Genomic DNA, 17,844 nt, shown 5'->3' with positions numbered 1-17,844 from the left:
TACAACCTTACCGAGATGGAGGAGCTGTGGATGGAAAACAAGGGATATTTGAGTGGCTCGTCAACTCGAAGGGTGAGTTGACTCATCAGGGATTTATCCCGGCAGGAAGAATTACGGGTACGCCCAACCAAGTTCCATCTAGGTTGCCAAGGTAAGAGGTCAGGTATGCATATAGACTTAGATGGTGGGTTTTGCTTCTCAGAAGCGCCTTGGTTGAGCTGGGGGGAGATTAAGTGCGGATTGGATCGTGGTTATTTATCTCCGGCAGGGGTTGTTGAATATTCTCTCAAAAGGCTTTCTGCTGAGTCCTCTGCGGATCATTATGAGTTGGCTTGCCTGGCTGGTGACGAAGTTAGTAATATTCGGGAGTGCGTTATTCGTCTTGCGGCTAAGGATGTGCGAGATGACAGGGGCTTAGAGAAAGTCTGGGTGTTTCTGATTTTTTTGTGGGCCTTCATAAATAGAGATAAATATCAAGATCCATTGGGGGTTGTTGAAGAGATGTATGCGGATTTCGACTATCCGGAGTCTGTTGCTCCTATTGTCAGATATATGCCGGCGGCAGATCCTTCCTTAGAGGGCGAAGATCAGCTTTTGAGAAATTGGTCCAATATATTGGACTCGTATAGGCGAGAGCTTGAGGGCGGTCGCTCATAAAAAGTTGGTGTAAAGGCACAGGTGGAATTGCTGGTTCCGCAAAAAATCTCGATTGCTGAACCGGTATTCGCCAAGCTCAACGATCCTCGAATGGGTCACCTAGTAGGAAAGCTTGATGCCGATGCGTTGCAAACTAGTCAATAATCCAAGTGCTCCAGGTAGCTCATATATCCGGTTGATGCCTCCAGGTTCAACGCCTGTTCCCGGCTTGGAGAATGGTTACTGGATATTCGTGAAAAATGGACAACCTGTTAACCCAGCCACGGGTGGAGCGGGTACAAGGGGAGACACGCACGTTCCTCTGCCACCCAACACTGTACCGCCTAGGGGGTAAGAGGAAGTTATGATTGATGAATTAGATTTGAAAGAGCTGACCTCGGCCATGCTGGTCGGTGTAACTGTCGGCGTGGGCTCTCAGGTTCTGATTTTCGGGAATGGAGTGACCGTATTAATGCAGTGTCCTTTTAGGTGCAATAAGGGGGGTGAGCAATGGGGGCACGGTGAAGAACCTGCCACCGGTGCTCTGGTTTTTGATTTCTTGAATCATAAAATTGAGCGTGCCTGTTTTGAAGTGGAAGGTGAGTTAGCGCTTGATTTTGGGGAAGTAGGGTCTCTGGTGATTGTTCCTGATTCAAATGGCTTGGAGTCTTATGTTCTGACCACGAGATTCGGGATAACTCCAGTTTCAGTGATTTGAGGGTGATTTCTCATGGGCGCAATTGGGCTGGCTTATTGGTGTGTTGAGGTTTGCCTATGGCTTCACTCGGCCATACTCGTGGCTTTGGCCGGTAAGAAAAAGGCACACGGATACTCCTGTTAAATAGAGAGGTTTTATCTGTTGTGTCCAAGATGTGAGCAGGGAGATGTTGTCAAGGCTAGAGTTATAGATGTCGACACTTGTTTGTTCGTATGTCAAGAGTGCGAGGCCTCATGGCTTTTGTACGATAACATTGGGGTTAAGGCCTTTGTCGACGTTGAGGCCCATATGGAGAGCCTAGGGTTGAAGCCACTATGGAGTGAGTTGCAAATCATTCCTGAATAGGTGCAAAAGACACCGCTCAATCTTTAGGGGTTTGGCTGGGTTGAAAGTATGCCTGTAGCTATAGTTGTCCCTGGGAAGGGAGTGATATATACAGCCAAGACTGGCGTCGGACCTCGAATATTCCTTCGAGATTTTTCCACTTCCTCGCAGCAGACAGGGGCTTCTTGGACGATAGATGTTATGGATAGGTCCACTAATGGCGTAAGAATGGTGAGGGTAAATTTTAAATGATTGAGGTGCTCTATAAGTCGGTGTTGCGAAGCGCGTTTGGGCTCTCAATGGGCGTTATATGGCAGCATATGTCGGTTGAACTTTTCGGTTCGACTGTTGATTGCGCGCGCCGAGTCAGTCTGTTCTTCTCCCTGATGGAGCGTTTGATGTTGGAGGGGAACATAAGACTTGCGCATGATGGCCTTTTCCTTGTTGGTACCATCCAGGATCAGCTAGACGTGCTCAAGGAAGCGTGGCCTAAAGATCCCGGTGAAGACGATCTTGATGGCTTCGGACTTTGGTTTATCACAGAAGCCCCAGCTGGGGTTGTATGGATAGACTCGGATGGGAAGGAGTTTTGGGCGTAGTTCGTAAATTAAGATTGTTGCAAAAGATACGCTTAACAAATCTTTGCTTGGTGAGTTAACTGCTAATGCTGTGATGCTTATCCGAGAGAATGTAATTGTAATTACTCGCAATTCTAGAGGAAAGTTATATTCCGAGAGACAGGAAACCCAAAATCCGGGTTGCAGCACATTATTGAGGAGTATGGTAGCCAACTGACCGTAGGGCGCAGCGTGAGCGAGGCGTTCATGCGCATGTATTACCTGGAGAAAGCCTGCGAGATCCAGCTCGCCGCCCAGGCCAGCGGCAAGCTGGTGTTGCCGCCCCATGAGGTGTGCGCGCACACCGAGCGGCAGTTCAATGACCCCGGGCGGCCGTTGCGGGAGGGGCAGTTGGCCGATCCGGACGCGATGCAGTTGGCCTGGGCGGCGTTGTTGCGCTTGCTGGACAAGGTGGCGCCGGGCTATCGCGATTAACCAGAGCCTGCGCGATCCCCTGTAGGAGCGGCCTTGTGCCGCGAAAGGGCTGCGTAGCAGCCCCGGCAATCATAGGTCCTGGGGCCGCTTCGCGACCCTTTCGCGACACAAGGCCGCTCCTACAGTCAGCGTCAGGGTATCGCCAGTTGTCGGACTTGCTATACAGTCGTTCAACTGCACCCGCCACGAGACCCACCCATGTCCCAGGAAGCCCGCTTCAGCCGCATGCTGCCCGAACTGCGCAAGGCCAATCTGGTCGAGGCCACCCTGGCCTGCCTGAAACGCCATGGCTTCCAGGGCGCCTCGATCCGCAAGATCTCCGCCGAGGCCGGCGTGTCGGTCGGCCTGATCAGCCATCACTATTCCGGCAAGGACGAACTGGTCGCCGAAGCCTACATGGCCGTCACCGGCCGGGTGATGCAGCTGCTGCGCGAGGCCATGGACCAGGTCGCGCCCAACGCCCGCGAGCGCCTGTCGGCGTTCTTTCGTGGCTCGTTCAGCGCCGAACTGCTCGACCCGCAACTGCTCGACGCCTGGCTGGCGTTCTGGGGCGCGGTGAAAACCGCCGAGGCGATCAACCAGGTGCACGACCACTCCTACGGCGAATACCGCCGCGAACTGCGCAGCCTGCTCAGCGAACTGGCACGGGAGGAGGGGTGGGAGCGCTTCGACGCCGACCTCGCTGCCATCAGCCTGAGCGCGTTGCTCGACGGCCTGTGGCTGGAGTCGGGCCTGAACCCCGGCACCTTCACCCCGGCCCAGGGCGTGCAGATCTGCGAAGCCTGGGTCGACGGCCTGCAAGCCGGCGGTCGGCAACGCTTCACCCTGCCGGCCGAGGGCTGTTGATCGACCGTTCAGCAATCGCTAGTCTTGGCCCACTCTAATAAGAAACACGCCCACGGGCGACTCAGGACCAAACGCAATGACCTCTCGGGTACTGATCGTCGACGACGATCCGCTGATTCGTGATTTGCTCCAGGCCTACCTGTCCCAGGAAGGCTATACCGTCCACTGCGCCGCCACCGCGGAACAGGCCGAGGCGCTGCTGGCCGAGCAGCCGGTGGAGCTGGTGATGCTGGATATCCGCCTGCCCGGCAAGGACGGCCTGACCCTGACCCGCGAGCTGCGGGTGCGTTCGGAGGTGGGAATCATCCTGATCACCGGCCGCAACGACGACATCGACCGCATTGTCGGCTTGGAATGCGGCGCCGACGACTACGTGAGCAAGCCGCTCAACCCTCGCGAGCTGGTGTCGCGGGCCAAGAACCTGATCCGCCGCGTGCGCCACGCCCAGGGCACCCGGCCCGCCACCCAGGCGTCTGCCGCCCTCAAGCAGTTCGGGGAATGGGCGCTGGACTGCGACCGCCGCCGCCTGATCGATGCGCAAGGTGGCGAAACCCTGCTGACCCACGGTGAGTTCCAGCTGCTCAGCGTGTTCCTGCGCAACAGCGGCCACACCTTGAGCCGCGACCAGTTGATGGACCAGATCCGCAACCGCGAGTGGGTGCCCAACGACCGTTCCATCGACGTGCTGGTCGGGCGCCTGCGGCGCAAGCTGCACGACGACCCTGCCGAACCCGAGCTGATCATCACCATCCACGGCGCCGGCTACCTGTTCACCGCCAGCGTGGCCGCGTGATCCGGCGCCTGTTCGGCCTGCTGGCGTTGCTGCTGAGCGGCGCCTTGCAGGCCGCCGAAACCGTTCGCTACTGCGATTACCCGGTCTACCCGCCGGTGTCCTGGAGCGATGGCAAGCAACCGCGCGGCCTGGCGCCGACGGTGGTGCGCGAGCTGTTCGGGCGGCTGGGCTACCGGGTCGAGATGGTGGTGCTGGGCAACTGGCAGCGGTGCCTGCTGGACGCCGCCGAAGGGCGGGTGGATGTGGTGCTGGCTTACGCCTCGGAGCAACGCGCCCAGGCCATGCGCTTTTCCACGGTGCCGGTGCTGCGCGAAGAGGTGGCGGTGTTTGCCAATCGCCAGCGGCCGCTGAAGTTTGCAACCCTCGAAGACTTGGCCCGGTACCGTGGCGGGCTGTTGTTCGGCGAAAGCTACGGCGCCGACTTCGACCGTTTCGTGGCGCGGCACCAGAACATCGAGTGGGTGTCGGACAGCGGGCAGAACTTCGGCAAGCTGATCCGCGGGCGCATCGATTTCGTGATCCAGGAGCGGCGCACCGGCCAGCTGTTCGTCGAGCACCTGCCCGGTGCCCGGGACATCGTCGCGCTGGGGCCTGCGTTGAGTGTCGACTACCTGCGCGTGGCGGTGTCGCGCCACTCGCCCTTGAGTGAGCACATGAACGAGATCGACGTGCAGTTGCAGAAAATGACCGATGCCGGCGAGCTGGAGCGCTGGTTGCATGAAAGCGAGGTCACCTACCGCGACATGGTCAGGCAGCCATGACCCGCCTGCAACCGGGTGGCCTGCTGCGTCGGCTGCTGCTGTTCATCCTGCTGTTCAGCCTGTGCTTCACGGTGCTGGCCAGCAGTGTGCAACTGTACTTCGAGTACCGCCGCGAAATGCGCGACATCGATGGGCGCATGGAGCTGATTCGTGCCGGTTACCTGGCCAGCCTCGAGCGCAGCCTGTGGGACCTGAACCAAGAGCAGTTGAACGTGCAGTTGCGTGGGCTGGTGGACTTCTCCGATGTGGCGCGGGTGCGCCTGAACAGCGACGATTTCACCTTGCAGCAAGGGGATCCGGCGCCAACGGGGCCGCTGCGGGTCGAGCGCTTTGCCCTGGATTTCCAGCCGCCTTCCGGGCCGGTGCGCCATCTGGGCGAGCTTGAGGTGAGCATCGACCTTGGCGCGGTGCACCGCCGTCTGTTCGCCACCGGCCTGACCAGCCTGCTGTGGATGAGTGTGTTCCTGTGCGGGCTGGCGCTGGCGCTGTCGGGGCTGTTCTATCGCCTGGTGACCCGCCACTTGCAGGTGATGGCCGACTTCGCCCGACGCATCGGTGCCGGGCAGTGGCATGAACCGCTGCGCCTGAACAAGCGCCGCTCAGCGTACCCGGACGAGATCGACAGCGTGGCACTGGCACTGGACGACATGCGCCGGGCAATCCTCAGCGATATCGAGCGCCGCGAGACCGATCGCCTGGCCCTGCAGGACAACCGCGACGAACTGCAGAAGCAGGTCGAGCGCCGCACCGCCAGCCTGCTGCGCGCCAAGGACGACGCCGAGGCGGCCAACCTGGCCAAGTCGCGCTTCCTCGCCACCATGAGCCACGAATTGCGCACGCCGCTCAACGGCATCCTCGGCATGGCCGAACTGCTGCGCGACGCCGGGTTGGCGACGCAGGACCGCAAGCGCCTGGAGGCGCTGTACAAGGCCGGCGAAGGGCTGCTGGGCATCCTCAACGAAGTGCTCTATTTCGCCAGGCTCGAAGAAGGCGAAAGCCACCCGGAAACCGTCGGCTTCTCCCTGCGCCAGTTGTGCGACGAAGTACTGACGCTGCTCGAACCCCGAGCCCTGGCCAACGACAGCCTGGTACTGTGCCGCATCGACCCACGATTGGCCACGCACCAGCGCGGTGCCGAGCAGTACCTGCGCCAGGTGCTGAGCAACCTGCTGGCCAATGCGATCAAGTTCACCGAGGGCGGCGAGATCCTGGTCGAGGTGGAGGTGCTGCGGGAGGAGGCCGGGCGCCAGCACCTGCGACTGAGTGTCAGCGACGATGGCATCGGTATCTGCGAAGCGATGCAGCCGAAGATCTTCGACCGCTTCGTCCAGGCCAGCGAGGCGGTGGCGCGGCGTTATGGCGGCACGGGCCTGGGGCTGGCGATCAGCAAGCACCTGGTCGAACAGATGGGCGGGCAGATCGGCGTGCGTAGCCGCGAGGGGGAGGGCAGTTGCTTCTGGTTCGAGCTCGACCTTGAGGCCGTGCAGCAGGCCGAGGCGCTGCCGGCTGCCGTTGCAAGCACGGCGCCCCTGGACATTCTGGTGGTGGAGGACGTGGCGCTTAACCGTGAGGTGGTGCGCGGGTTGCTGGAGCGCGACGGCCACCGGGTGTGGCTGGCCGAGGATGCCGAGCAGGGGCTTGAACTGTGCGCACAGCGGCGCTTCGACCTGCTGCTGCTGGATGTGCACCTGCCGGGCATCAGCGGCGTGGCGCTGTGCCGACAGGTGCGTGCGGGCGATACCGCCAATCGGGACACGCGCATTCTGGCACTGACCGCCAGTGTCCAACCGGGGCTGGTGCGCGCTTACCTGGATGCCGGCATGCAGGGCGTGCTGGGCAAGCCGCTCAAGCTTGCCAACCTGCGCCAGGCGCTGGCAGGCCAGGACCAGCAACAGCAACCGGCACCGGCTACCTGGCTGGACCACGACTTGCTGGATACCCACCGCACCCTGCTCGGCGCGCAGAAGTTGCAAGGCCTGCTGGCCGGTCTGCGTGACGCGCTGCACCAGCAGCGCCAGGCACTGCTTGAAGCGGTCGCGGCGGGTGACTGTACCGAGGTGACTCACCTGGCCCATCGGCTGGCTGGCAGCAGTGATTCCTTGGGATTTTGCGGGCTGGCCGCCACGTTGCGCAGCCTCGAAACGCACGCCCTGGCGCGGGATAAAACCGCGGTGCAGGCCATGGCCGCGTCGCTGAGTGAGCAGCTGCTGCGCGCCGAACACAGCCTGGCGGAACTGTTGGCCGCCTGAGCGACAAAAAACTTACGACTTTTTACATCTTCGATCTTTACGGTCAATCGGGCCTTACATCGCTTTCCAATAATCGGGGCAGCCGCTGCACACGCGGCCCTCAAGGCTTATTGGAGATAACAATAATGAAAGGCCGTAAAGCTGAAGGTATCCAACTCACACGGGCATTGAAGAGCCGGCACATCTTCATGCTCTCGCTCGGTGGCGTGATCGGTACCGGGCTGTTCATGGGCTCGGGCGTGACCATCAACCAGGGCGGGCCGGTGGGCGCGATCCTGGCTTACCTGGTGGCCGGTTTGCTGATGTACCTGGTGATGGTCTGCCTGGGCGAGCTATCGGTGCAGATGCCGGTGTCCGGCTCGTTCCAGGCCCATGCGACGAAATTCATCGGCCCCGCCACCGGCTTCATGATCGGCTGGGTGTACTGGATGAGCTGGGCCACCACCGTGGGCCTGGAGTTCACCGCCGCCGGCATGCTGATGGAACGCTGGTTCCCGGGGGTGCCGATCTGGTACTGGTCGGCGCTGTTCGTGGCGGTGCTGTTCGGCATCAACGCGCTGGCGACCCGTGCCTTCGGCGAGGCGGAATACTGGTTTGCCGGCATCAAGGTGGCGGCGATTCTCGGTTTCATCGTCGTCGGGGTGCTGGTGATCTTCGGCGCCATCCCGCTGACCAGCGGGGCACCGGCGCCAATGATGAGCAACCTGATCGGTGAATCGCTGTTCCCCAACGGCCTGTCGGCGGTGTTCGCGGTGATGATGACCGTGGTCTACGCCTTCCAGGGCTGCGAGATCATGGGCGTGGCGGCGGGTGAAACCGACCAGCCGGAAAAGAGCATTCCGCGGGCGGTGCGCAACGTGGTGTTCCGCGTGCTGATCTTCTATGTGCTGGCCATCGTGGTGCTGTCGGCGATCGTGCCCTGGCAGCAGGCCGGGCTGATGGAAAGCCCGTTCGTGCAGGTGTTCGACATGGTCGGCATTCCCTATGCGGCGGACCTGATGAACTTCGTGATCCTCACCGCGATCCTGTCGGTGGGCAACTCGGGACTGTATGCCTCCACCCGTATCCTCTGGGCGATGTCCAAGACCGGCATGGCGCCCAAGAGCCTGTCGCCGCTGAGCAGCCGAGGTGTGCCGCTGCGCGCGCTGTTCATCACCCTGTGCTTCGCGCTGGTCTCGCTGATGACCAGCTTCGTCGCGGCGGACACCTTGTTCATGGTGCTGATGGCGGTAAGCGGCATGTCGGGGACGGTGACCTGGATCGTGATTGCCCTGGCGCAGTACCGCTTCCGCCAGCAGTTCCTGCGCGAGGGCGGGCAGGTGAGCGAGCTCAAGTACCGTGCGCCGCTGTACCCGCTGGTGCCGTTGCTGTGCATCACCTTGTGCAGTTCGCTGTTTGTGTTTTTGGCGATGGATGAGACCCAGCGGCCTTCGTTGTATTGGGGCTTTGGGTTTATTGCGCTGTGTTATGCGGCGTATTTCGTGGTGCAGCGCAGGCGCCAGGGGGTGGCGGTGGAAGTGCCGGTGGTTTGAGGGGGATTTGGTAGGTGTTTGCCGGGGAGTTGGGTGAGGGCCACCAGGTGTCCGCCGGTGATTTTGCAGCGCCCTCAAGATCGAGCGCCGCCCGCGCGGCGCATCGCTGGCAAGCCAGCTCCCACATTTGTTTCGGGCCAATTATGCCTGTGAAGGTACCGCTGCCCGCCTTGGTGCATGTCTCAAGTCAGGCGCAGGGCCTTCAGCGCCCACTTCGAAATCGAGTCGTACAAACAAGGCGGACAGTGATGAAGTCACAGGAGTGACTGGCCCGAAACAGATGTGGGAGCTGGCTTGCCAGCGATGCGCCGCGCGGGCGGCGCTCGATCTGATAGGCGCTGCAACCCTGTCGCCATGCACCTTCCAGCCCAATCGCGATCCCGCTCTTCCCCCAGATTCCCCACCACTTGTTCGAAGTTGTAACACCGCCTTCTCCCCCAATTGCCTCCTTGTTGAACACTCGTTTAGCATGAGCCTCAAGTCACCCACCCTCAGCACAATCACAACAATCCGAGGCCCGTCATGACTGCTCCGTCGTCCCTACTCATCCAGGTTGAAGCCGGCGTCGCCTGGATCACCTTGAACCGCCCCGACCAGCGCAACGCCCTGGACATCCCAACCCTCAAACACCTGCACGCCACCCTGGATGCCTGCAACAGCGACCCGGCCGTGCGCGTGGTGGTGCTGACCGGCACCGGCCGCAGCTTCTGCGCCGGTGCCGACCTTGCCGAATGGGCCGAGGCCGAAGCCCGCGGCGCACTGGAAACCTACGGCTGGACCGAAACCGCCCACGCCCTGATGCAGTGCCTGCACAGCCTCGATAAACCCACCATCGCCGCCATCAACGGCACCGCCGTTGGCGCCGGCATGGACCTGTCGCTGTGCTGCGACCTGCGCCTGGCCGCGCAATCGGCCCGCTTCAAGGCCGGCTACACCAGCATGGCCTACTCGCCGGACGCCGGCGCCAGCTGGCACCTGCCTCGGCTGATCGGCACCGAACAGGCCAAGCGCCTGCTGTTCCTCGACGAACTGTGGGGCGCCGAGCGTGCCCTGGCCGCCGGCCTGGTAGGTGAAGTGGTCGCCGACGAGCAACTGGCCACGGCCGCCGCCGAATTGGCTGCGCGCCTGGCCCAGGGTCCGACCTTCGCCCATGCCCAGACCAAGCGCCTGATCCGTGACGGCGCCCAGCGCAGCCTGGCCGAACAGCTCAGCGCAGAACTGGCCGCCGGCCTGCTCTGCGGGCGTAGCGAAGACGGTGCCGAGGCCTTGCGCGCCGCCAGCGAAAAACGCGCGCCACGCTTCATCGGCAAATAAGTACTCCCTCTTTCCCCCGGTTACCCAGGAACAGGCCATGAATTTCCAACTGACCCAAGAACAAGAAATGTTGGTGGATGCCGTACGCAGCTTCGTCGCCAAGGAGCTGCTGCCCCATGAAGAGGCCGTGGACCGCGCCGATGAAGTCTCCCCCGAACTCGCTGCGCAGATCCGCGGCAAGGCCATCGCCGCCGGCTTTTACGCCTTCAACATGCCCGAGGAAGTGGGCGGCGGCGGCCTCGACTACCTGTCCCAGGCGCTGATCGAGCGCGAGCTGTCGAAAGTCTCCTGGGCGCTGCACGTGTTCGTCGCCCGGCCCTCGAAGATCCTCATGGCCTGCACCGGCCAGCAGATCGACGACTACCTGCTGCCGTGCATCCAGGGCGAGAAGATCGACTGCTTCGCCCTGACCGAACCGGGCGCCGGCTCCGACGCCAACGCCATCAAGACCCGCGCCCTGCGCGAGGGCGACGACTTCGTGCTCAACGGCAGCAAGCACTTCATCAGCCATGCCGGGCACGCCGACTTCGCCATCGTCTTCGCCGTCACCGACACCTATGAGCACAACGGCCGCAAGCGCAACGCGGTGACCGCCTTCCTGGTCGACCGCGACACCCCGGGCATGACCATCCGCCGCGGCCCGAAATGCGTGAGCAACCGCGGCTACCACACCTTCGAGATGTTCTTCGACGACTGCCGGGTGCCGGCCAGCAAGGTGCTCGGTGAAGTCGGCAAGGGCTGGGAGGTGGCCAACGCCTGGCTGACCGCAGGCCGGGTGATGGTCGCCGCCAACTGCGTCGGCCAGGCCCAGCGTGCGCTGGATGCGTCGCTGCAATGGGCAGCCGACCGCAAACAGTTCGGCCAGGCGATCGGCAGCTACCAGGGGGTGTCGTTCAAGCTGGCCGACATGGCCACGCAGATCCGCGCCGCCGAGCTGTTGACCCTGCACACCGCCTGGAAGATGGACCAGGGCAGCATGACCGACGGCGAGGCCGGCATGGCCAAACTGTTCGCCAGCGAAGTGCTGGGCAAGGTGGCCGACGAGGCCGTGCAGATCTACGGCGGCATGGGCCTGATGGACGAAGGCCCGGTGGAGCGGATCTGGCGCAACGCGCGGATCGAACGGATCTGGGAAGGCACCTCGGAGATCCAGCGCCACATCATCTCCCGCGAACTGCTGCGCCCGCTGCTGCGCTGACCGGAGCCTCGCCATGTCCAACGCCATTCGTGACAACCTCAAGCGCCTGCTGGCGCCCCGGCACCTGGCCTTCATCGGCGGGCGCAGCATGGCCCGCGCACTCAAGCGCTGCGCCGACGGCGGCTACCAGGGCCAGCTGTGGCTGGTAAATCCGCAGCACGACAGCATCGACGGCGTGCCGTGCGTGCGCAGTGTGGCCGAGCTGCCCTGCGCGCCGGACGCAGTGTTCATCGCCACCAACCGCGAACTGACCCTGGCCTGCGTCGCCGAGCTGGCCGCCAAGGGCGCGGGTGGGGCGATCTGCTATGCCTCGGGCTTCGCCGAAAGCGGCGCCGAAGGCCTGGCCCTGCAACAGCAATTGCTGGCCGCCGCCGGCGACATGGCCCTGCTCGGGCCCAACTGCTACGGCCTGCTCGACTACCTGCACAGCGCCGCCCTGTGGCCCGTGGCCCACGGCGGCAAGGCGGTGGACAAGGGCGTGGCGGTGCTGACCCAGAGCGGCAACTTTGCCTACAACCTGTCCATGAGCGATCGTTCGCTGCCGGTGGCCTACATGGCCTCGGTGGGCAACCAGGCCCAGCTGGGCATCGCCGAACTGATGGACGTGCTGCTCGACGAGCCACGGGTCACGGCCATCGGCCTGCACCTGGAAGGCTTGAAGAACGTGCCGGGCTTTGCCCGCGCCGCGCACAAGGCGCTGGAGAAGGGCATCCCGATCATCGCGCTGAAGACCGGCGTGTCGCAGATCGGCGCCGAACTGGCGTTGAGTCATACCAGCTCGCTGTCCGGCTCCGACGCCCTGTACGACAGCTTGTTCGAGCGCCTTGGGGTGATCCGTGTCAGTGGCCCGGTGAGCTTCGTCGAAACCCTCAAGGCCGCCGCCTGCGGCAACCTGCCCAAGGGCGACAGCCTGATCGCCCTGGCCTGCTCAGGGGGGGACGCCGGGCTGATCGCCGACTACAGCGAAGGCAACCAACTGCGCCTGCCTGCCCTGGACAGCAGCCAGGTCGACGAGCTGGCCCAGGTGCTACCGGCCTACGCCAACCTGGTCAACCCGCTGGACTTCACCACGGCAATCTGGGGCGACGGCGAGGCCAAGCAGCGCATGCTCGACAGCGCCCTGCGCAGCGACGCCGACGCGGCCATGCTGGTGCTGGATTACCCCGCCGAGTTCACCGGCGAACGCAAGGAGTGCGACCTGCTGCTGGGGCTGTTCTGCGAGGCGCTGCAGCGCCATGGCAAGACCGGCTTCGTCACCTCGGCCTTCCCCGAACTGCTGCCGGCCAGCGCCCGCGAGCGATTGCACGCGGCCGGTGTACCGGCCCTGCAAGGGGTGGAAGACGGCCTGGCGGCCTGGGGGCGGGTGGCCCGCTATGGGCAAAAACGCGAGGCGCTGCTGGCCCTGGGCGAATCGGCGCTGGTGCCGCTGTGCCCACAGGCACTTGGCGGTGACAACCATCTGCTCAATGAGTGGGAGTCCAAGCAGGCCCTGCGTGGCTTTGGCTTGCCCGTGCCGAATGGCGTGTTGAGCAGCCCGCAGCAGGCGCTGGCCGATGCGCGCACGGTAGGCTTCCCGCTGGTGCTCAAGGCCGTCAGTGCGCAGTTGCCGCACAAGACCGAGGCCGGCGCCGTGGCGCTGAACCTGGGCGATGAAGCGGCCCTGAGCCGGGCGCTGGAACAAATGCGCGCACGCATCGCCGCCTACGCCCCCGGCGTCGTCTTCGACCAGGTGCTGCTCGAACCCATGGCCAGCGCACCGCTGGCCGAGTTGATCGTCGGCATCAAGCGCGAGCCGGACTTCGGCCTGGCGCTCGTCATCGGTGCCGGCGGCATCCTCGTCGAGCTGCTCAAGGACAGCAAGAGCCTGCTGTTGCCGACCACCGACGGCGCCATTCGCAACGCCGTGCTCGGCCTGCGCAGCGCCGCCTTGCTGCAGGGCTTTCGCGGTAAGCCCGCAGCGGACCTGGACGCGCTGGTCGCCGCCATCCGCGCGGTGGCCGACTACGCCTGCGAGAACGCCAGCCAGTTGCTGGAGCTGGATGTGAACCCATTGATGGTCGGTGCCACCGGCACCACCGCGGTCGATGCCTTGATCCGCCTCGGCCAGGTGTAAGGACATGAACATGACGAACAACACATTGACCGGTGGCCAGGCGCTGGTGCGCCTGCTGGCCAACTACGGCGTCGACACCGTCTTCGGCATCCCCGGCGTGCACACCCTGGAGCTGTACCGCGGCCTGCCCGGCAGCGGCATCCGCCATGTGCTCACCCGCCACGAGCAGGGCGCCGGCTTCATGGCCGACGGCTATGCGCGGGTCAGCGGCAAGCCGGGGGTGTGCTTCATCATCACCGGCCCCGGCGTGACCAATGCCGCCACCGCCATTGGCCAGGCTTACGCCGACTCGATACCGATGCTGGTGATCTCCAGCGTCAACCACACGGCCAGCCTGGGCAAAGGCTGGGGCTGCCTGCACGAGACCCAGGACCAGCGCGCCATGACCGCGCCGATCACCGCGTTCTCGGCGGTGGCCCTCAAGGTCGAGGACCTGCCGGAGCTGATCGCCCGCGCCTATGCGGTATTCGACAGCGAACGGCCGCGCCCGGTGCATATCTCGGTGCCGCTGGATGTGCTGGCGGCGCCCGTGGCGCGGGACTGGAGCAATGAGGTGGCGCGCCGCCCCGGGCGCGGCCCGGCGAATCTTGCAAGCGTGGAGCAGGCGGCCAGCAAACTGGCGGCGGCCAAACGCCCGATGATCATTGCCGGGGGGGGCGCGCTGGGCGCTGCGGCCGAGCTGCAACTGTTGAGCAAGCGCCTGGCCGCACCGTTCTTCACCAGCGTGGCCGGCAAGGGCCTGGCGCCATTGGACTCACCGCTCAACGCCGGCTCCAGCCTGTGCGTCGAGCCCGGTTGGGACTTGATCACCCAGGCCGACGTGGTGCTGGCGGTCGGTACCGAAATGGCCGACACCGACTTCTGGCGCGAGCGCCTGCCATTGAACGGCGAGCTGCTGCGGGTGGATATCGACCCGCGCAAGTTCAACGACTTCTACCCCTGCGCGGTAGCGCTGCACGGCGATGCCCGGCAGACCGTGGCTGCGCTGCTCGAGCAACTGCCGGACAGCGTGCGCGATGCCACAACGGCCAGCGCCTCGGTGGCCACGTTGCGCAGCGCGGTGCAGGCCAGCCACGGCCCGTTGCAGGCGCTGCACCAGTCCATCCTCGAGCGCATCGCCGCCGAGTTGCCGGACAACGCCTTCATCAGTACCGACATGACTCAGTTGGCCTACACCGGCAACTACGTGTTCAACAGCCGGGCGCCGCGCAGCTGGCTGCACCCGACCGGCTACGGCACCCTGGGCTACGGCCTGCCTGCGGGTATCGGCGGCATGTTCGGCAGCAGCGAGCGCCCAGGCCTGGTGTTGGTGGGTGACGGCGGCTTCCTCTATACCGCCCAGGAACTGGCCACTGCCGTCGAAGAGCTGGACCGCCCGCTGGTGGTGCTGCTGTGGAACAACGACGCGCTGGGGCAGATCCGTGACGACATGCTCAACCTGGACATCGAGCCCATCGGCGTGCTGCCGCGCAACCCGGACTTCGCAGGCCTGGCCCGCGCGTTCGGCTGCACGGTCGCCCAGCCGCAAAGCCTCGACGAACTGCAACGGGACCTGCGCGGCGGCTTCTCCCGCAACGGCGTGACCCTGATCGAGCTCAAGCACGCCTGCGCGCGCTGAGCCCATCCCGCACAACAGGATATTTGCCATGCGTTTTTCTTCCCTGACCCAACGGATCGCCGGTGACGGCGCTGCCGCCTGGGAGATCCACTACCGCGCCCTGGCCATGCTCGAACAGGGTCGCGACGTGCTGCTGCTGTCGGTGGGCGACCCGGATTTCGACACCCCGGCGCCTATCGTCCAGGCCGCGATGGACAGCCTGCAGGCCGGCAACACCCATTACGCCGACGTGCGTGGCAAGCGCAGCCTGCGCGAGGCCATCGCCCGGCGGCACCAGCAGCGCAGCGGCCAGGCGGTGACGGCCGACCAGGTGACGGTGCTGGCGGGGGCGCAGTGCGCGCTGTTCTGCGTGGCCCAGTGCGTGCTGGAGCCGGGCGATGAAGTGATCGTCGCCGAGCCGATGTATGTCACCTACGAAGCGGTCTTCGGCGCCTGTGGGGCGAAAGTGGTACCTGTGCCCGTACGCCCGGAGCATGGCTTCCGTGTGCAGCCCGAGGATGTGGCAGCGCGAATCACTCCGCGTACCCGCGCCCTGGCGCTGAACAGCCCGCACAACCCCTCCGGCGCCAGTTTGCCGCGCAGCACCTGGGAAGCCCTTGCCGAGCTGTGCATCGCCCACGACCTGTGGCTGATCAGCGATGAGGTGTACAGCGAGCTGCTGTTCGACGGCGAGCACATCAGCCCCGGCAGCCTGCCGGGCATGGCCGAACGTACGGCGACGCTCAACAGCCTGTCCAAGTCCCATGCCATGACCGGCTGGCGGATGGGCTGGGTGGTGGGTTCGCCGGCCCTGGCCGGGCACCTGGAGAACCTGGCGCTGTGCATGCTGTACGGCTCGCCGGACTTCATCCAGGACGCCGCGGTGGCTGCGCTCGAGCAGCCACTGCCGGAGCTCGAAGCGATGCGTGAAGCCTACCGCCAGCGCCGCGGCCTGGTCTGCGCGTGCCTGGCGGATTGCCCGGGTGTGCGCGCACTCAAGCCCGATGGCGGGATGTTCGTGATGGTCGATATCCGCGAAACCGGGCTCAGTGCGCAGGAATTTTCCAACCGCCTGCTCGATCTGCACGGGGTTTCGGTGTTGGCCGGCGAGGCCTTCGGCCCGAGCGCGGCCGGGCATATTCGCCTGGGCCTGGTGCTGGGGGCAGAGCCTTTGCGCGAAGCCTGCCGGCGTATCGTGCTGTGTGCCGGCGAGCTGATGGAGGCGCAACGCAATGCGTGAGTACAGCCGTTTGTTCATCGATGGCCGCTGGCAGCAGCCGCTGGGGCAGGGCATGGCCGAGGTGATAGACCCGGCCAGCGAAGCGGTCGCCGGCAAGGTGCCGCTGGGTAACGAAGCGGACGTGGAGCGGGCGGTGCAGGCGGCACGCCGGGCGTTTGCCGACTGGTCGCGAACGCCCTCCAGCGTGCGCGCCGGGTTCATTCGTGCCCTGGCCGACCAGCTCAAGGCCCGCGCCGACGAGATGGCTGCGGTGATCACCAGCGAGCTGGGCATGCCGGTGCAGTGGTGCCGGCCAGTGCAGGTGGACGGGCCGATCGTCGGGCTTGAGCAGTACATCGCGCTGGCCGGGTTGATGGACGAAGTGCGCGAGGTCGGCAACTCGCTGGTGTACCGCGAGGCAGTGGGCGTGTGCGCGTTCATCAACCCGTGGAACTACCCGCTGCACCAGCTGATCGGCAAGCTGGCGCCGGCTTTGGCGGCCGGTTGTACCGTGGTGGTCAAGCCCAGCCAGGAAACGCCGCTGCATGCCTTTGTGCTGGCCGAGATGATCGAGGCCATCGGCTTGCCGGCCGGGGTGTTCAACCTGGTCAGTGGGCCGGGGTCGAAAGTGGGAGAGGCCTTGGCCCGGCACCCGCAGGTGGACATGGTCTCGTTCACCGGCTCCACCGGCGCGGGTGTACGTGTCTCCCAGGCGGCGGCGCCGTCGGTGAAGCGGGTGTGCCTGGAGCTGGGCGGCAAGTCGCCGCTGCTGATCGGCGCCGATGCCGACCTGGACGCGGCCGTGCGTTATGGCGTGCAGGACGTGATGATCAACTCGGGACAGACCTGCACCGCGCTGACCCGCATGCTGTTGCCGGCGTCGCGCTATGCCGAGGCGTTGGACATCGCGGTGGACGAGGTGCGTGGGCTGGTGATGGGCGACCCGCAGGATCCGCGCAGCTTCCTTGGGCCGATGTGTTCGGCGGGGCAGCGGCGCACGGTGCAGGATTACATCCGTGTCGGGCAAGAGGAGGGCGCACGCCTGCTGTGCGGTGGTGAAACGGCGCCGGGCTTCGAGCGCGGGTTCTACGTGCCGCCGACGCTCTTTGCCGATGTCGACAACCGTATGCGCATCGCCCAGGAGGAGATCTTCGGGCCGGTGCTGTGCCTGATTCCCTATGCCGATGAGGCCGAGGCGATTGCCCTGGCCAATGATTCGCCGTTCGGGTTGTCCAGCGCGGTGTGGGCCGGCAGCCGGGACAAAGCGCTGCAACTGGCGCGGCAACTGCGCGCGGGACAGTGCTTCGTTAATGGTGGGGCATTCAATTACCAGGCGCCGTTTGGGGGGTACAAGCAGTCGGGCAATGGGCGCGAATGGGGGGAGGAGGGGTTGGCTGAGTTTGTCGAAGTGAAAGCGATCCAGCTTTGAGGGCCTGGGGCCGCTCTGCGGCCCTTCGCGGCACAAGGCCGCTCCTACAGAAGGCTGTGGCGG

At 64.4% G+C, this 17,844-nt stretch carries 13 protein-coding genes and 2 pseudogenes; all 15 read left to right on the top strand.

Annotated elements, in window-relative coordinates:
• The first annotated feature begins 165 nt into the window (after nucleotides 1-165).
• Nucleotides 166-657 carry a DUF2247 family protein gene (locus tag LOY51_RS15755; RefSeq protein WP_258641981.1) on the top strand — a complete coding sequence of 164 codons (492 nt, stop codon included), beginning with the start codon at nucleotides 166-168 and terminating at the stop codon, nucleotides 655-657.
• A 343-nt stretch (nucleotides 658-1,000) separates the two neighbouring features.
• Nucleotides 1,001-1,354: a hypothetical protein gene (locus tag LOY51_RS15750; protein WP_125858900.1), complete on the top strand. Its 354-nt coding sequence runs from the start codon at nucleotides 1,001-1,003 to the stop codon at nucleotides 1,352-1,354.
• A gap of 572 nt (nucleotides 1,355-1,926) precedes the next feature.
• Nucleotides 1,927-2,277, top strand: a complete 351-nt coding sequence (locus LOY51_RS15745) for a DUF596 domain-containing protein (protein ID WP_223811830.1) — start codon at nucleotides 1,927-1,929, stop codon at nucleotides 2,275-2,277.
• A gap of 192 nt (nucleotides 2,278-2,469) precedes the next feature.
• Nucleotides 2,470-2,730 (top strand): annotated as a pseudogene (locus LOY51_RS15740) (class II aldolase/adducin family protein); the annotation flags it as partial.
• A gap of 198 nt (nucleotides 2,731-2,928) precedes the next feature.
• The gene (locus LOY51_RS15735) at nucleotides 2,929-3,576 is read left to right on the top strand and encodes a TetR family transcriptional regulator C-terminal domain-containing protein (RefSeq protein ID WP_125464352.1); all 648 of its coding nucleotides are present in this window, start codon (nucleotides 2,929-2,931) and stop codon (nucleotides 3,574-3,576) included.
• 76 nt (nucleotides 3,577-3,652) lie between these two features.
• Nucleotides 3,653-4,369: a response regulator gene (locus tag LOY51_RS15730; RefSeq protein WP_232884501.1), complete on the top strand. Its 717-nt coding sequence runs from the start codon at nucleotides 3,653-3,655 to the stop codon at nucleotides 4,367-4,369.
• The gene (locus LOY51_RS15725; protein WP_374046955.1) at nucleotides 4,369-5,130 is read left to right on the top strand and encodes a substrate-binding periplasmic protein; all 762 of its coding nucleotides are present in this window, start codon (nucleotides 4,369-4,371) and stop codon (nucleotides 5,128-5,130) included. The genes LOY51_RS15730 and LOY51_RS15725 overlap by 1 nt, the downstream gene beginning before the upstream one ends.
• Nucleotides 5,127-7,379, top strand: coding sequence for an ATP-binding protein (locus tag LOY51_RS15720; protein WP_258641973.1), 2,253 nt, complete (start codon nucleotides 5,127-5,129; stop codon nucleotides 7,377-7,379). The genes LOY51_RS15725 and LOY51_RS15720 overlap by 4 nt, the downstream gene beginning before the upstream one ends.
• Before the next feature lie 125 nt (nucleotides 7,380-7,504).
• Nucleotides 7,505-8,925: pseudogene (locus LOY51_RS15715) on the top strand (amino acid permease).
• A gap of 508 nt (nucleotides 8,926-9,433) precedes the next feature.
• Nucleotides 9,434-10,225: an enoyl-CoA hydratase/isomerase family protein gene (locus LOY51_RS15710; protein WP_125858895.1), complete on the top strand. Its 792-nt coding sequence runs from the start codon at nucleotides 9,434-9,436 to the stop codon at nucleotides 10,223-10,225.
• A 37-nt stretch (nucleotides 10,226-10,262) separates the two neighbouring features.
• Nucleotides 10,263-11,423, top strand: coding sequence for an acyl-CoA dehydrogenase family protein (locus LOY51_RS15705; RefSeq protein WP_125858894.1), 1,161 nt, complete (start codon nucleotides 10,263-10,265; stop codon nucleotides 11,421-11,423).
• 13 nt (nucleotides 11,424-11,436) lie between these two features.
• A complete protein-coding gene (locus LOY51_RS15700; protein WP_258641968.1) occupies nucleotides 11,437-13,536 on the top strand; it encodes an acetate--CoA ligase family protein in 2,100 nt (699 codons plus the stop codon).
• A 10-nt stretch (nucleotides 13,537-13,546) separates the two neighbouring features.
• Nucleotides 13,547-15,154: a 5-guanidino-2-oxopentanoate decarboxylase gene (locus tag LOY51_RS15695; protein WP_258641967.1), complete on the top strand. Its 1,608-nt coding sequence runs from the start codon at nucleotides 13,547-13,549 to the stop codon at nucleotides 15,152-15,154.
• Nucleotides 15,155-15,182: 28 nt separating this feature from the next.
• On the top strand, nucleotides 15,183-16,373 hold the full coding sequence (locus LOY51_RS15690) for a pyridoxal phosphate-dependent aminotransferase (RefSeq protein WP_258641966.1): 1,191 nt from the start codon (nucleotides 15,183-15,185) through the stop codon (nucleotides 16,371-16,373).
• Nucleotides 16,366-17,781 (top strand): aldehyde dehydrogenase family protein, encoded by a 1,416-nt coding sequence (locus LOY51_RS15685; RefSeq protein ID WP_258641965.1) that lies wholly within the window; start codon nucleotides 16,366-16,368, stop codon nucleotides 17,779-17,781. The genes LOY51_RS15690 and LOY51_RS15685 overlap by 8 nt, the downstream gene beginning before the upstream one ends.
• Nucleotides 17,782-17,844: the final 63 nt, after the last annotated feature.

This window comes from Pseudomonas sichuanensis, assembly GCF_024749065.1.
Classification (GTDB): Bacteria; Pseudomonadota; Gammaproteobacteria; order Pseudomonadales; family Pseudomonadaceae; genus Aquipseudomonas; species Aquipseudomonas sichuanensis.
Note: the sequence above shows the minus strand (reverse complement) of the source record. Positions and strands in the feature narration are given on the sequence as shown.

Excerpts from the sequence above, each read along its gene's own strand:
- LOY51_RS15720 (WP_258641973.1), top strand. The coding sequence starts at position 5,127 with ATGACCCGCCTGCAACCGGGTGGCCTGCTGCGTCGGCTGCTGCTGTTC.
- LOY51_RS15750 (WP_125858900.1), top strand. The coding sequence starts at position 1,001 with ATGATTGATGAATTAGATTTGAAAGAGCTGACCTCGGCCATGCTGGTC.
- LOY51_RS15700 (WP_258641968.1), top strand. The coding sequence starts at position 11,437 with ATGTCCAACGCCATTCGTGACAACCTCAAGCGCCTGCTGGCGCCCCGG.
- LOY51_RS15690 (WP_258641966.1), top strand. The coding sequence starts at position 15,183 with ATGCGTTTTTCTTCCCTGACCCAACGGATCGCCGGTGACGGCGCTGCC.
- LOY51_RS15745 (WP_223811830.1), top strand. The coding sequence starts at position 1,927 with ATGATTGAGGTGCTCTATAAGTCGGTGTTGCGAAGCGCGTTTGGGCTC.
- LOY51_RS15710 (WP_125858895.1), top strand. The coding sequence starts at position 9,434 with ATGACTGCTCCGTCGTCCCTACTCATCCAGGTTGAAGCCGGCGTCGCC.
- LOY51_RS15695 (WP_258641967.1), top strand. The coding sequence starts at position 13,547 with ATGACGAACAACACATTGACCGGTGGCCAGGCGCTGGTGCGCCTGCTG.
- LOY51_RS15755 (WP_258641981.1), top strand. The coding sequence starts at position 166 with ATGCATATAGACTTAGATGGTGGGTTTTGCTTCTCAGAAGCGCCTTGG.
- LOY51_RS15685 (WP_258641965.1), top strand. The coding sequence starts at position 16,366 with ATGCGTGAGTACAGCCGTTTGTTCATCGATGGCCGCTGGCAGCAGCCG.
- LOY51_RS15730 (WP_232884501.1), top strand. The coding sequence starts at position 3,653 with ATGACCTCTCGGGTACTGATCGTCGACGACGATCCGCTGATTCGTGAT.
- LOY51_RS15735 (WP_125464352.1), top strand. The coding sequence starts at position 2,929 with ATGTCCCAGGAAGCCCGCTTCAGCCGCATGCTGCCCGAACTGCGCAAG.
- LOY51_RS15705 (WP_125858894.1), top strand. The coding sequence starts at position 10,263 with ATGAATTTCCAACTGACCCAAGAACAAGAAATGTTGGTGGATGCCGTA.